Origin of the sequence: Vibrio sp. 10N.261.45.E2, assembly GCF_002875705.1 — a bacterium.
Lineage (GTDB): Bacteria > Pseudomonadota > Gammaproteobacteria > Enterobacterales > Vibrionaceae > Vibrio.
The window spans coordinates 35,011-49,123 of sequence record NZ_MCZZ01000135.1 but is presented as its reverse complement, the minus strand read 5'-3'; the positions used below and the strand labels follow the sequence as shown (position 1 = coordinate 49,123).

Annotated in this window: 17 protein-coding genes and 1 pseudogene; 9 read left to right on the top strand and 9 right to left on the bottom strand. The window is 42.9% G+C overall.

The features are described from left to right. The 3 genes and pseudogenes from BCT34_RS24475 to BCT34_RS16295 all read right to left on the bottom strand — a co-directional run. Positions 1-102 (bottom strand): transposase (locus tag BCT34_RS24475; protein WP_131828338.1); only part of this gene is annotated, 102 nt, incomplete at its 3' end. Between the two features lie 41 nt (positions 103-143). Continuing rightward, positions 144-656 (bottom strand): annotated as a pseudogene (locus BCT34_RS16300) (GGDEF-domain containing protein); the annotation flags it as partial. 3 nt (positions 657-659) lie between these two features. Further along, a complete protein-coding gene (locus tag BCT34_RS16295) occupies positions 660-1,691 on the bottom strand; it encodes a spermidine/putrescine ABC transporter substrate-binding protein (RefSeq protein WP_076651365.1) in 1,032 nt (343 codons plus the stop codon). Between the two features lie 581 nt (positions 1,692-2,272). Between BCT34_RS16295 and BCT34_RS16290 the strand changes: the two genes are divergently transcribed. From BCT34_RS16290 to BCT34_RS16265, 6 genes are all read left to right on the top strand, one after another. Beyond that, positions 2,273-3,073, top strand: coding sequence for a PhzF family phenazine biosynthesis protein (locus tag BCT34_RS16290; protein ID WP_076651364.1), 801 nt, complete (start codon positions 2,273-2,275; stop codon positions 3,071-3,073). Between the two features lie 142 nt (positions 3,074-3,215). Then, positions 3,216-3,719 carry a YgjV family protein gene (locus BCT34_RS16285; RefSeq protein WP_076651363.1) on the top strand — a complete coding sequence of 168 codons (504 nt, stop codon included), beginning with the start codon at positions 3,216-3,218 and terminating at the stop codon, positions 3,717-3,719. A 105-nt stretch (positions 3,720-3,824) separates the two neighbouring features. Next, a complete protein-coding gene (locus BCT34_RS16280) occupies positions 3,825-4,139 on the top strand; it encodes a cupin domain-containing protein (RefSeq protein ID WP_076651362.1) in 315 nt (104 codons plus the stop codon). An 81-nt stretch (positions 4,140-4,220) separates the two neighbouring features. Beyond that, positions 4,221-4,688 carry a GNAT family N-acetyltransferase gene (locus BCT34_RS16275; protein ID WP_076651361.1) on the top strand — a complete coding sequence of 156 codons (468 nt, stop codon included), beginning with the start codon at positions 4,221-4,223 and terminating at the stop codon, positions 4,686-4,688. Between the two features lie 160 nt (positions 4,689-4,848). Next, positions 4,849-5,106, top strand: coding sequence for a hypothetical protein (locus tag BCT34_RS16270; protein WP_076651360.1), 258 nt, complete (start codon positions 4,849-4,851; stop codon positions 5,104-5,106). Positions 5,107-5,237: 131 nt separating this feature from the next. Next, complete coding sequence (locus BCT34_RS16265) at positions 5,238-5,534, top strand: hypothetical protein (RefSeq protein WP_076651359.1); 297 nt, start codon at positions 5,238-5,240, stop codon at positions 5,532-5,534. A 124-nt stretch (positions 5,535-5,658) separates the two neighbouring features. On the opposite strand, the gene BCT34_RS16260 is transcribed toward BCT34_RS16265, so the two are convergent. After that, complete coding sequence (locus BCT34_RS16260) at positions 5,659-6,156, bottom strand: fasciclin domain-containing protein (RefSeq protein WP_076651358.1); 498 nt, start codon at positions 6,154-6,156, stop codon at positions 5,659-5,661. A 204-nt stretch (positions 6,157-6,360) separates the two neighbouring features. Between BCT34_RS16260 and BCT34_RS16255 the strand changes: the two genes are divergently transcribed. Next, complete coding sequence (locus BCT34_RS16255; protein ID WP_076651357.1) at positions 6,361-7,353, top strand: DUF2860 family protein; 993 nt, start codon at positions 6,361-6,363, stop codon at positions 7,351-7,353. A gap of 161 nt (positions 7,354-7,514) precedes the next feature. Continuing rightward, a complete protein-coding gene (locus BCT34_RS16250) occupies positions 7,515-8,030 on the top strand; it encodes a GNAT family N-acetyltransferase (RefSeq protein WP_076651356.1) in 516 nt (171 codons plus the stop codon). Positions 8,031-8,136: 106 nt separating this feature from the next. On the opposite strand, the gene BCT34_RS16245 is transcribed toward BCT34_RS16250, so the two are convergent. The 3 genes from BCT34_RS16245 to BCT34_RS16235 all read right to left on the bottom strand — a co-directional run bounded on the left by BCT34_RS16245 (position 8,137) and on the right by BCT34_RS16235 (position 10,476). Then, a complete protein-coding gene (locus BCT34_RS16245) occupies positions 8,137-8,547 on the bottom strand; it encodes a hypothetical protein (RefSeq protein WP_076651355.1) in 411 nt (136 codons plus the stop codon). Positions 8,548-8,556: 9 nt separating this feature from the next. Beyond that, positions 8,557-9,210, bottom strand: coding sequence for an OmpA family protein (locus BCT34_RS16240; RefSeq protein ID WP_076651354.1), 654 nt, complete (start codon positions 9,208-9,210; stop codon positions 8,557-8,559). Between the two features lie 309 nt (positions 9,211-9,519). Beyond that, positions 9,520-10,476, bottom strand: a complete 957-nt coding sequence (locus BCT34_RS16235) for a LysR family transcriptional regulator (protein WP_076651353.1) — start codon at positions 10,474-10,476, stop codon at positions 9,520-9,522. A 138-nt stretch (positions 10,477-10,614) separates the two neighbouring features. Between BCT34_RS16235 and BCT34_RS16230 the strand changes: the two genes are divergently transcribed. Then, positions 10,615-11,376 (top strand): hypothetical protein, encoded by a 762-nt coding sequence (locus BCT34_RS16230; protein WP_076651352.1) that lies wholly within the window; start codon positions 10,615-10,617, stop codon positions 11,374-11,376. 109 nt (positions 11,377-11,485) lie between these two features. On the opposite strand, the gene BCT34_RS16225 is transcribed toward BCT34_RS16230, so the two are convergent. Both BCT34_RS16225 and BCT34_RS16220 read right to left on the bottom strand, forming a co-directional pair. After that, complete coding sequence (locus BCT34_RS16225; protein ID WP_076651351.1) at positions 11,486-12,682, bottom strand: outer membrane protein transport protein; 1,197 nt, start codon at positions 12,680-12,682, stop codon at positions 11,486-11,488. 234 nt (positions 12,683-12,916) lie between these two features. Then, complete coding sequence (locus BCT34_RS16220; protein ID WP_076651350.1) at positions 12,917-14,110, bottom strand: biotin/lipoyl-binding protein; 1,194 nt, start codon at positions 14,108-14,110, stop codon at positions 12,917-12,919. Between the last annotated feature and the right edge of the window lie 3 nt (positions 14,111-14,113).

The following is a 14,113-nucleotide window of genomic DNA, read 5'->3' as shown; positions in this document are numbered from 1 at the left end:
AAGCACCAGTTGAGCGCATTCAAGTTTAAATTCTGGGTTAAAAGTGCGTCTATCACGCTTAGTCATAATGTCACCTGTTTTAGTCTTGAGATGATCATACATCACCTCTTAATCAGGTGGCCAAATTCACTATGCCACTACACATATCTGAGCTCTCCACTGACCGATACATAAGAGAAGCCTTCGTATGAGAGTTCATTCTTGCTGATTAATGAGGTGTATATGTCGAAAACTCTTTCGTAAATCTTGTCAGGGATTTTTAATCCTTCGAAGGGATCGGCTCTGAGAGTAGACAGTGTTAATTCAAATTTAGGATCCATGATATAGACATTACGCTGTCCGAATTGATTGGCGTGGTTCTGGCTTAAGACTCTAAGCACTCGTTTTTCTAATAGCGATAAAGTCGTGTAATCGCCAGGGTTTTGAATGTAGCGAAGGAACTGCAATGAAGAGCCAATATCTTTGACCAATAAGGATAAGCCGAGCTGTTCGTATTCTGCAGCGACTAAAGCGGTGTTCACATCAGATTGCACCTTATCTAAGTACATGTGTTTAGCATGGTTTGACGCGAAGTTGTACGACACTATCCCCGCTATCAGACAAACAAGCAGTAGCGTTGGTAAAAGTACGAAATAGAGCTTCTTCAATACTGGCATGAGTTATCTCAAACTGTCGACAATGCGATTTCGAATTTGGATGCTACTTGGCCTTAACTGTTGATAAAGGTAGCTGCGATCTAAGACTTCTTTACTTGGGAACAGTTCGGGATCGTTTTGATACTCCTGAGAGGTGAGCGCTTTTGCTTTTGAACTTGGCGTTGCAAACCATGAATCCATCGCGTTTTGAGCGGCTATTTCAGGTTGCGATAAAAAGGAGAGGATCGTGGTTGCCTGTGGAGAAAGCTCTCCGTTGTTAATTGCGGCCATACACTCTAACCATAAAGTCGTGCCTTCTTGAGGCACGGTGTAGGCCCAAGATGCTCCAGGCTCGGCATCGTTAAGTACATAGCTGTCGCCCGAATATCCGTAGGCTAGGTCGATATTAGCTAGACGCTCAAGCTGGTGGATATGGTCGACGACATACTCATTGCTTTCAAGATGTGGTTTTTGCTGCTGTAGAGTTTGATACGCGACACGGAGTTCTTGTTCATTATTGGTAAATGGGGCAAATTGATTGGCTAATAATGCAGTGCTTACAAGATCTGTGGGGTCATAGTACATACTTATACGGCCACTGACTTTGGTGTTGGGTTCAAGAATGGCCATCCAAGATTCTGGGGCAGAAACTTTGTCACTACGATACAAAATACCTGATGTGCCCCAAGCGTAAGGAATGCCATATTCGCCACACCCATCCGCCCATCTGGGGTCAAAATTGCTTTCAATGGATTGTTGTAAATCACTCAGATTATGGAACAGGTTTTGTTTCGCTAATGCCTTAAGCTTTACACTTTCGACAATGACCAACTCAAAAGCGCCTCGACGTTCACTTAATAGAACCTCATCTCTTATTGACTCATCAGAGAAGAACTGTTGTTTTAGCGAGATACCGTAGGTGTCACGTAACTGAGTAACGACATCGTCAGATAAAAATTCATCCCAGTTGTAGAGATAAATGTCATTTTGCTGGCCGAATAATGGGCTAGCAAAAATGGATGTAGACGTGAGAATTGATACACAAAACGCTTTCACTGACGGATTCCCTCTCGTACGTGATATCTAAATCGTAGCCCAAAATCTGCGATATGATTCAAATTTAAGCACTTAATTTAACTTCAACTTAATGCATTTCGTGCAAATGCCTTCTTATTTTACTTGTTGAGTCAGAAATTCGACCGAGTGACCTCTGGCTTTTTCCTTCATAAAGTATTCAACATGAGTGCATATTTTTGACTTGTCAGCAAATGGTTTGTTTGAGTTAATATTCATTAAAATATGCATATTTGCAAGTTATTATGCAATTATTAAGCATTAAATTTGGTTGGTGGTTGATCTTTTCGGAGCTTTGAACGCACCGAATATCATTATTCTTTGTAGGTGCTCCAGCTCCACTCATGTACTTGATGCTCTTCTCATTCTGAAGGGGCTTCCATAACGCTTTGTTTCTTATTTTCTATTTCTTGAATAAGTATTAACGATGTTGTCGTTAAATACTTGTAGCACAAGGTATTTGTGCTTATTGTGGTCAGCAACACTCGGTTATCAATATCTGGGTCATGTCCCAACTAGCCATGATTATCGATTAGGGGAACGCTGTGAATTTAGGAGCCATTGTGGATTTAGAGATATATCAAGTAGATTCGTTTACAACTCAAGCATTTAAAGGTAACCCTGCCGGGGTCTGTATCTCTCAAGAGCCATTGGATGAATCATTAATGTTTTCAATCGCTGAAGAGATGGCGGTATCCGAAACGGCTTTTCTTTCGCTTAACACCATGACGCTTAAATGGTTCACTCCCCAGGTAGAAGTGAAGCTGTGTGGGCATGGCACGTTGGCAACGGTTCATGTCATGAAAGAGAAAGGGTTGCTAAACACGGGAGATAGGGTCGTATTTAACACCTTATCTGGGGAGCTATCTGCCGCAGTTTGTGAATCGTCTATCGAGCTTGATTTCCCCAGCACTCAGTTATCGTCGCTTTCTGAACCCAACATCATGTTACTTGAGCACCTTGGTCTTGCTCCGCACCACGTGGTTTCATTCAGAGAGTTTGACTCTAAGCAGTTAATTGAAGTTTCTGACGAGCAGGTGCTATTGGCGCTTTCCCCGAACTTTGATGCTTTAAAAGGCATACCTGGGCGGGGTGTTGTGGTGACTGCGCTTGCATCAAATACTAAGCTCGATTTTGTGTCTCGCTACTTTGCGCCATGGGTTGGGGTGAACGAAGATCCTGTAACTGGTTCAGCACACTGTGCATTAACGCAGCACTGGGCTGATAAATTAAATAAAAACAGTTTCAGTGCCTATCAGGCGTCTCGTCGTGGTGGTTATATTTCAACAGGGCTATTAGCTAATGGGCGAATAAAGTTAATTGGCTCTGCTACCACAGTGACTAGTGGTGTGTTGAAGCTTTAGATCTCATAGAAGCTTTAGAGCTCTATATAAGCTTTAGATCGCAGTTTGCTCTGGCTTGTTGTAACCGCCTAGTACGTTCTCTTCGATTGTTCACAGTTAAAAGAGGCGGCTAGGGCGTCATGTTATTATCGAAGGAATCACCGTGTCAGCCTTTTATCTTTCTCAAATATTAGTCGCGATTGCTATTTGTTTTGATCTTCTGTCATTCCAATTTAAGGAACGGAAGAAAATCGTCACTTGTCTGTTCTTTGCTGGTGTTCTTATTTCGAGTCACTTTATCTTGCTCGAACAATGGACAGCTGCGAGCTTAATGACGATTGCCACGATTCGTTATTTGACGAGCGTCTTTTCTACCTCGTCTAAGTTTAAATATTTGTTCTGCTCGATGTCGGTGGTTGCAACCGCAATGACTTACTCAGGGCTGACCAGCATATTGAGTTGCTTTGCCTCCGTACTTCAGACCTTTGCAGCCTTCAATAAAGATGACCGTCGATTAAGAGAATTGATGATCATCGGAACCAGCTTTTGGTTGGTTCACAATTATTTAGTTGGTTCGCCAACAGCGGTTGTTATGGAGGCGCTGTTTATCTGCAGTAACTTGGTGGGCTATTACCGTTTTTACTTCAAAAAGAGTGCCGCTGCTTAGGTTATTAGAGCAACGGTTTATAGAGCTACGATTTACACAGAAGCGGTTTACAGGGAAGCTAAGGCTGAGGTTGTTAATTCTTCTAATACTAACGAGGAGAGCTTAATGTCAAACATTTACAATGATGTTCCTTCACCAATACCCAATGAAATATTCAATGACCTGATTGCCAACGACAATATTCGGATCGAGAGAATCCTGTCTCATGGACACAGTTCTCCTGAAGATCGTTGGTATGACCAAGAAGAGAATGAATGGGTAATCGTGCTCGAAGGACAAGGCATAATAGAGTTCGAAGATGGTCGTGTCGTTACCTTGTCAAAAGGGGATTACATTAATATCGCGGCACGAGAGAAGCACAAGGTGCTCGGCACCGACAAAGACGCTGTTACGATCTGGTTAGCGGTGTTTTATCGTTGATGTATCGCCGAAGATGAGATGTTCTAAAGCTCTCAACCTTCGTACTCTTTAAAGCAGAACAAAACAAAATAGGAACTGGTCGTGGTTAGAATTCGCAACTACCAAGTCAGTGATGCCAAAGCTTTATGGGAGATTTTCTTTCATACTGTGCGTAACATAAATGTTCGAGATTATACCCAAGAGCAAGTCGAGGCTTGGGCACCAAGTGGTTTTGACTTTTCTCTATGGCAGAAGCGCATGGATGGGTTGCAGCCATTTGTTGCAGAACTCGATGGCCAGGTTGTTGGGTATACTGACCTGCAACCGAGCGGCTTGGTAGACCACTTTTTCTGCCACCACGAGTATCAAGGGCAAGGTGTCGGTCGAGCTTTGATGGAGCATGTTTTCGCCGTGGGTCGTGTTCGTGGTGTATCGAGATATTTCTCAGAAGTGAGTATTACGGCAAGGCCTTTCTATGAACGTATGGGTTTTAAAGTAGTAAATGAGCAGCAAGTTGAGATGCGTGGTGTAACGCTGACTAATTACGAGATGGAAAGGGTCGTCGAATAAGTGGCTAAGGCTCGTAGGGATTCAGAAACCAACTTTGAAATATTAATGAACCTTTTTAAGGATAACTTTTGCTGATCTATTGATATTGTCGATGAGTTCAAATTGTGTGCAAAATAATTTGTCTAATCTAAATATTGGGTGAATACAAGGAGTGTTGTTCATGAGTCATGTGAGTAGATCTAAACTGTATACATTAGTGTCGATATTGTCGTTCGCTGTTGGGGTTCTAGCGTTGGATGCTGGAGTCTCTGGGCTGTTTCCTCTCTTTGTTGTTGTCATCTCATTCTTTTCATTCGTCATCAACTCGTTTCTTTGTTTGTTCGGAGGTAAACGCGAAGATGGCTTTGATGCCTATCAAAAAGCAAACCAGACTTGCTCGGGGGCACTGGTCAAAGGCCTAGAAGATTCCAACAAATAAACCTGTCCGTTAAGGGGAACGGTAATCTCATTTTTGTTACAGTTTTCACCGGCTTTTTGCTCTCTTCTTCAAGAAAGTACATCACTTTAGAGATAATATTCACTTCAATTAATATCAGTGAAGGAATTAAAGTGGGAATTGAAGCTCTAGCGTTTGTGATGGACGCATTAATAACTGCATGTTGTATGTACATCGCCTCTAAAATGTCTTTCGTGGTTGCTGATTTTAAATCCCTTCTTACTATTGCTGTAATCGTTGCTTTGGTGTCATTGATTCCTACAGTAGGTTGGATGCTAGGGCTGATTCTATTTGTGTTTCTACTTGGGAAAGCAACGCATTCTAGTATTGGTGATTGTATCTGGGTTGTGGTCTTCACGAAGGTAGTATCGATGGCGGCATTTCTGATATTTGGTCGCTTGTTTATGTAATTCGGGTTATTGCCTATATCAAGTGTGTAGGTAGGTGACACTGATATTAGTTTGATATCTTTAAACGCAAAAAGGGTGTGAAGTGGTCACACCCTCTTTGTTGCTAGCAATGTAACTGAATTTGTTATTTAGGTAGCAACACTGTATCGATCACATGGATGACACCATTGCTCGCTTCAACATCGGGGATCACCACCTGAGCCTGATTAATCATGACTTTACCGTCGTCTGTTCCTATCATTACCGCTTCACCTTGTACCGTTACGGCACTATCGAGGTTCATCACGTCAGCTGCCATTATTTTTCCTGGTACGACATGATAGGTGAGCACTGCGATGAGTTTATCTTTGTTTTCTGGTTTCAACAGCATGTCAACCGTGCCTTCTGGCAGAGCAGCGAACGCTTGGTCAGTCGGCGCAAACACAGTGAAGGGGCCATCACCTTTCAGTGTCTCAACTAAGCCCGCTGCTTTGACTGCCGCCACTAAGGTGTTGAAAGAACCGTTTTCAGCTGCAACGTCGACGATGTCTTTCTTCATACCATGGTGGCCGGCGTGAGCAAAAGCCGTAAAAAGAAGCGTTGCAGCTAGCACTGACATGGTTTTAATTAATCTATTAAACATATTGTCTTCCTTTGAGTTTTGTCCGTTATTTTCGAGAGGTTTTACGAAAGCTCAATCGTGATAGATCAATTTGTTGCGCCTTTGAGTCGATGGTGAGCAATATCTAATGCTCCAATCGAATAAATTTCCATTGTTGAGCGTCTGTTATAATTCCATTTTTATGCATATAGTTATCTGGTGATCATTCAAAAAATGGATGTGAACATGAGGTTTGTTTTACCAGTTGTCTTTTCGGCGTTGGCTTCAATGCCAGCATACAGTGGCCTTGCTCCAAGTGAAGGTTTCAGCGGTAACTTCAGTGTTTTGGCTGGTTTTTACTCTGATAGTAGTAACTTGAGCACTGAACAAGATTCAATTCAAGCAACCAACACCAAGGAAGGAAATAGCGAAAACCAAGGGCTACTCGGCTTTTTGGGTACAGTTAAATATACTTTTGGCGAATCGCTGACTCACCAAGTGTATGCGGGTACAACACGAGAAGATATTGCAACCGGTACCATAGCGTTTGAAATCGGATATAGACATCAATTTTCTGGTGGCACCATATTGGATTTCTCTGTGCTACCAACGCTTATCTCAGGTAAGGCTTGGTCTGATCCCTATGCGGTCGGCGTTAATCGAAACGAAACCGATGTAAAAGGTAATGTTGGTCGTTTGCAATTGACGAATATTGCAGGCACTGGCTTTAGAACGGACTTCGCGATTGGTGAATCTGACGTTGATGATGAGTTGTCTGGGACTCAAAGTTCATTAAATTTATCTGTTGAGGACATCGCTCTGCTTGATAGGGAGCGAAGCTATGTATACGCCAAAGTAGGGTATCCCTTCATCTTGCCTAATCAAGCCGGTGTGTTTGTTCCATCTATGGTGTATTTCAACTCGGATGCGGAAGGTGGCTCGCTCAGTTTTGATAGTTACGGTATTGAATTAAATTATGCGAAGCGGATTGGTCGTCACGGTTTTGTTGTCACGCTGGATGCCAATGATCGTCAGTTCGATGAAGCTAATCCAATCTATGGAAAAACGCGTGACGAAAACGAGTACGGTGCCTTTTTAGCATACGAGTTTGGCGGCTTGATGGGATATGAAGATTGGTCGTTTATTACTTTACTCGGTTTGAGAAGCATAGATTCCAATATCGATTTCTATAACTCTGAACAGGTACTCGCGAGCGTTGGTATCGACTACAAGTTCTAAGGGTTAGATATTCCGAAGCGTTGTATAACGCTAAGATTTCGTTGATTTTATTATCTGTTTAATTATTTCGAGCACTTATAATCTTTAAGGTTGTAGGTGCTCGTTGCTATCCGTAGTATGAAAGTTGTTCAGTTAATAAGATCAGATAGTAAGGAAGCGCTTTGGAAATACAAATTAGACATTTAGAAGCAACGGATAGCCAAGATATTTTCGATATTTATCGTCGAACTTCGGTTTCAGAAAATACCTCGCAAAAGCCTTACCTGAGTTCTGATCAAGTGGAGCGACTGTTTGGTCATTCTGACCATTTTACTTTAGTCGCGGAATTGTCAGAGAAAGTCGTCGGTCACATTACTTTATTCATGACCTCCAAGGTAAGAGACAGGCACTGCGCTGGTCTTGGTATTGCTATTCACCCGGATATGCATGGCAAAGGGGTAGGTAAGGCGTTAATGCTGGAAGCGATCAATCAGGCGGATAACTGGCTTAACCTCGTGCGTCTTGAATTAGAGGTTCATGCCGATAACTACGCAGCTATTGCTTTATATGAACGTGTAGGCTTTCAGTTAGAAGGCACAAAAAGGCTCAGTACATTCAAAGCGGGCAAGTACATCGATATGTTACTGATGTCGAGAATACGACCGGACTACCTATCGACAGAGCATTTGTGTCTTTAGAGTTCAAGCCGCACGGTGAGATTGGCGGCTTATGTATTTAGTGTTTTATTGACTTCGTTAAGGTATAAAACCGTCTTCCTGTTGAGTTTTGACCTAGACTCAGACCTTAAGCGCCTACTGTTTTTCTTATCTTATAGTTTTCATACCAGTAACCTAATGTATAGGTACAGATGGTGATATCTGTTATGGCAAACGGGATGAAGCTCGCGTTTAAGTGTGCTGTTTCCGGATTGAAGATATTGGAAACGAACAGATACACCATGAACAGTTTTTCAAGGAATGAGTAGAGGATAATCGACTCTCTCCAGCGACGTACATACGCCGAAGCAGCAATAAAGAAGCCCATTAACCCAACCATGATTCCCCAGTGCCTAAATAAGAACACATAGTTAGAATCGTAGGGTAGGTTGTTCATGTCACGTAACGCGGTTTCTGGGTTAATCGCATAGATGCCAGCGTACATGGTGACTATGCCACCCACAACCAAAAATGGTTTGAGGTATTTATTAAAAAACATTGAATTGCCTTATTTCATTGAAAGTATGTTGATTTCTACACGGCGGTTGCATGCTCTGCCCGCTGTCGTGTTGTTGTCACAAACGGGGTAGCGCTCACCGTAACCTTGGGTTACAACGCGGCCGGAAGCAACTTTCTGGTTAATAAGGTAATCACCCACAGATTGTGCACGCTGTTCTGAGAGCTTTTGGTTACTTAAATCATTGCCTGAGCTGTCTGTGTGCCCTTTAATGTCTAAACGTGTATCTGGGTATTCACTAAGAATAAGTGCGACGCTGTTTAAGGCTGGGTAAATGCCAGAAGACAAATGATATGACCCTGAGTCAAAGCCAATGCCATTCTCCATCACTAGCTGAAGCTCTTTTTCGTTGATACGCTTAACTTGTACGCCGGAACTCAGCAACTCTTCACGCAATGCTTGTTCTTGTTTATCCATGTAGTAACCAGCACCACCACCGACCACGCCACCAATAGCTGCGCCGCGCAGGGCGTCAGAGCTATTTCCTGTTGCAGCTCCAATTGCAGCCCCTGCTAACATACCGGCTAACGCACCTTTGGTTGCAGAGTTCGTTTCGGTTTCACCTGTGGTCGCATTTTGTCGTTGAGTCGCTTGGCAGCCTGATAGCAAAGCTGCGATAGATAAGGTGACGATTACACGTTTCATAGAGTATTTACTCACTAATGGTGGGTGTCTAATTTCATTTATGCCTGTGATATAAGCCCGAGTGTAGAATATCGGTTAGGCTCTCCACAATGCGTTATACCAATCGTAGTAAATAACTGATCATTACTGTGACTGGTATTATATTTGTTCGTGTTATTTTAATGGCGTCTGAATGAAAATTGTGCAGGAAAAATACTGCAAATAAGGCGACATATAAAGAATATGAGCAGCTTTTTATGAGTTTTTGTGTTGACTATTATTTCCCTAACATGTTGTTGTTTTAATGTAAGCAGTAAATATACCCAATAATTAGGTTCCAATTTTTGTGTGTTCTTTTAATATATCCAGTTTTTCTTGTAGCGAGCTTCGTACAATATTAATGCAGAAGCGGTATAAAGGGTGATTGTGATTTCGTTCCAAATAGTAAATGGCATGACTCATTTGAGTGGGAGCAAGTTCGGTTAACCAGGTCGGTTTTACGCAATCAATCGTGTTAGGGCACATTGAAGCCGAGAGCGTTTCAGTAATGGCTAAAATGTCTGAATGCTCAGCGAGGCATGTTAAAACAGACATACTGGCAGAGCGGTATTTGAAATTAAAAAATTCAGGGGATCGACGTTGCAGTATTGCGTTAAAATCTGTGAGCCCAGGAACGAGAATGCCACCCGTCGGATATTTGTTGAAATCTTCTAGTTTAAATTTCTCATCACCCCATGGATGGTTTTTTCTCATAATAACAATGGGTTCACTTGTGGTGAGATCGACGGAACGAACAGACTTTGGTGTGTCAATTGAGCCGAAATTCAACCCAATATGGACATCGCCATTTTGTATGTCGGTGAGTGTTCGCTCTGTCCAGGTAGTGATATTCAGCCTTGCTTTTGGGAATGAGTTAAACACGACGGAGCTCGTTAACTCTGTTGCAATCGCTTCAAGGAATACACTTGATACCGCGATAGTGAGCTCACCGTCGAATTCTTTTGGATCTTCAAAAAGATCTGAAACAATCCGATTATCAAGTGCGTCAAGCTGCTCGTTTAAGCCTAAGCCAATGGCATCAGCCCTATGTGTCGACTGTAATTTACCATTGGCAGTGTAAAATAGTTTATCGCCAGTATAGTCGCGTAATTTTGCTAATGTTTGGCTAACCGCCGATTGGCTAATACCTAATGTTAATGCCGCTAATTTGGTGCTTCTATGAATATAAAGCGCATCAAACACCCGGAGGTGATTGAGATTTACTTGTTCATTATATTTTTTGTACATATAAATTCTCACTTATATTCTGTTTGATTAATTAAATGTGGTTCGAATAAGCAATGCTTATTTATTGTATAAGTAGCAAGGAAATGGTCATGTGAATATAGTGACGCCATCTTCTTCAATATCATTTTGGCATATATTATGAAAAATATTAAAAACGCTTCTCTTTCTCTGATAAGCACAGCATTAGTTTTGGCTTCAACTTCGGTTTTCGCAGATCAAAACAGCGACGCAAACAGTCATGAGTATCATGATGCTGACCCTCGAAACAGCAGTTTAAGAGCAGCGGTATTCTCAGATGATGAAGGCGAACTTAAACTCCTTGCTGGTGGCGGTGCTTCAGGCCTTACGAGCGATATCTCTCAGACGGTTGGCTTTGCTGAATATTACACTCAGTCGGAGAATGCACGTTTAAGAGCCGCTCACTTTGATTCTTTTGGTGGTGTCTATGTTGACGTTTATCAATTGAAAGACGCTGCTAACATGTACACCACTGGTTACATGCTGCCACTCGGTAGTGAAGATGGCACTTTGTTTTTCCCTTCATTGAACTATACCTATGTCGATGGTGGTGATGCATACTCAACTTTGAACGGATTAGGCGTACCTTTAGAAGGTAACGAAGAAGCGCACTTGGGCTCTGTCAACATGTATGCATTGCACCCTTGGAACGATACTCACTTTTCTGTATTCAACATTAACCTTGGTTCATCATACGGCGGCGCTGAAATGCAAGTGGCTAACCTAATGTGGCTGCAAGGCATCAAGACCAAAGTAAAAGACAAAGATTTCAACATCATGTTTGAATTTAAATACGATGTGATTTCCGTTCAAAATGAGCGTGGCATTGATGAAACGTCAGAAGAAGTGACAGCCTCTATTGGTATTGATTACCGCTTCTAAACTTAATAAAACATAATAAAAGCGAAACACAATAAAAGCGCTGCGAGTGCAGCGCTTTATCAAGTGATTGAACGTTATTACGTTATTACGTTATTACGTTATTACGTGATTAAAAGGTAAAGTTCGCGCCGACAAAGTGAACGCTACCAGACATGGTGCCTTGGAAGTTAACGGCAGCACTTTCGGTACGCTCCATGTAAACGTCACCAAGGTCAACGTACTCGTAGAACAGGTCAACACGTGTATCTCCCCAGTTTGTGCTTGCACCCATTGCATAACGGTATTGCTCGCCTGCTGGTACATCTACCCACTGTTTAGTTGGGTCATCTTGAGGAGAGGTTTCGTAAGACATGCCGGCACTGAGTAACCAGTCTGAGTTAAATTGATATTCGGTACCGATCGCAAATTTCCATACGTCGTCCCAATCACGGTTGATTCCCTGTGGCAATTGGTCTTTTGTGTTCAATTTGTCTTGGTAAACTTCTGTGTTGTCGAATGCGCTCCAACGGTGGTATTGGATTGAAGACAACAGGTTAACTTTATCGTTAAGTTGGTAGTGACCACTTAAGTCAACGATTACTGGGATAATGGAATTGGCACTGGCAAGAGACGGTACGGCATTGCCAGCAACGTTGAAGTCAATATCCATATCTTTGAAGTCGTGCTCGATTTGAGAGCGGTAGCTAAGGCCTAAAGCCCAATCGTCTTCTTTGTATAAAATACCGGCGTTGTAGCCAAATGCCCAATCGGTACCCATGTCTTTGGTTTCTAAACCGTCAGTTTTGATGTCAAGAAGGCCATAGTTTGCTTGAATACCAACACCGACAGAGACTTGCTCTGTGAACTGGAAACTCATGGTTGGGTTAAACTGGATTGAGCTCATGAAGGCTTCGTTAAGGTGGCCACTGGCATCCCAGTGCGTGCCGTAATCCACTGCTGATCCAGAGTAAGCGGCAATATTAATGCCAGCGTGGATATCTTCGTTGAGGCGACGAACATAAAAGAAACCACCACTTGGCATGATCGTCTGTGAATCAGCGTTGCCTTCAAGATCGTCTTTGGGTGTATCGTTTTGGTCTACGTACTCCATTTCTAGGTTGAAGATCATGGTGTTAACGGTCATCAGCTCGTCACCCATGTGAGACATGGTTGCTGGGTTAGTCCAAGACGCGGCGGCAGATTTTGTATTAACACCATCACCCGCGCCTGCTGCACCAGCGTTTGCGTAGATGGATTCTTGCATGAGCGTACCACTGGCATTGGCTAGGTTTGAAACAACAAGTAGGGCTAAAGCGGTCTTTTTCATTCTTCTTTCCAAAACGTTATTAGTACAAAGGGTTAGCTTATCGTGCATTGTAAAGGCAGGGTGAAGTGTTTCAATCAGTAATAATACCGAACAGCATCAAAAATTCTGAGATCTGTTTTTAGGGGCAGGGGTTTGTTTTCAGGAGGCTGTTACTGCGGAGTAAGCCGATGTTCAGCAAGCCAAAAAAAGCCGAACAAGAATGCTCGGCTTAAATGATTGTGATCGGTTTTTGATCTATTTAATTGGCCATACGTACTTTAGCCAAGCCATCATGCGAAGCAGAATTCGACGAACGATAGAAGTATGAAGAAAATCGCCTTTTTCGTTGATAATCACTGATTGACCCTGTACACCAAGAGGGAGGTTGTATTGGTTTAAGTCTTGGTCAAGCTCAATGATACCAATAGCAAAACCATGTTGAGTGATGTTGCGAGCCGATAGAAGTGTACCGTTAGCTTGGACTTCACCCTCACGCATTGCTGGCAATACTTGCACAAGTTTACCGGTAAACACTTCACCAGGCGCTGAATCTAGGATCACCTCTGCATCAAGACCAGGTTGCATGCGCTGCAAAGAGTTCTGCCAGAACATTCCTGCAATTAGACGCTTGTTGCTGGTCGGTATAAATACCATCGATGGTCGCAGTGGTAGCGTTGTTACACGAAAACCAGGCGCTAGGGCGATTTGAGTTGCAACGCCATCACTTGGTGCACGAACAACGGTATTATCGTAATCCAATTGAGCTTGGCGCTTCACTTCGAACAGTTGCGCAACACGAGTGTTTTGACCGTTGATCATCGATGTGGTGCTTAGCAAGATTCTGCGCTCGTCGGCTTCGGCCGCTTCGACGGCGGCTTCTGCTGCGTCGAGTTGAGCTTGTGCTGCAATATAGAGTTCTCTTTGGCGATCAACATCTTGTTCAGTGAACGGTGAGTTCGAGCCAGCGTTATCGTGGGCTTCTTTGTAACGCGTATACGTTGTTAGTGTGCGGTTACGATTCGCTGTTGCTTTTGCGACGACTGCATTGGCTTTGTCTGTGATGCTTTTTGCAGCAAGTAGCGCTTCTTCATTCTGATAGGCAACCGTTTTAGCTTCTTCTAGAGCCGCTTCGGCTTTGAGTAGCGCAAACTCTTGTTTGTCATTTTTGATGGTGTAAAGGACGTCACCTCGCTTCACCGGTACGTTTGGTTGAACAAAGACTTCTTCTACGGTGCCAGCTACTTCAGGAATAATGGGTACGGTGACAAAGTATTCTTTAGAGAACTTTGCGTAAGGGTGGTTGAAGTTCATGGCAATCATGATGGCACTTAAAACGGCAACACCACCAAGTACAGCAGTCGGGACAGTCCATTTGTTCAATGGAATTTTAAACAGCTTGAAAACAATGATACAAAGGGAAGTGTAAGTTAAGATGATCAACATATCCATGGG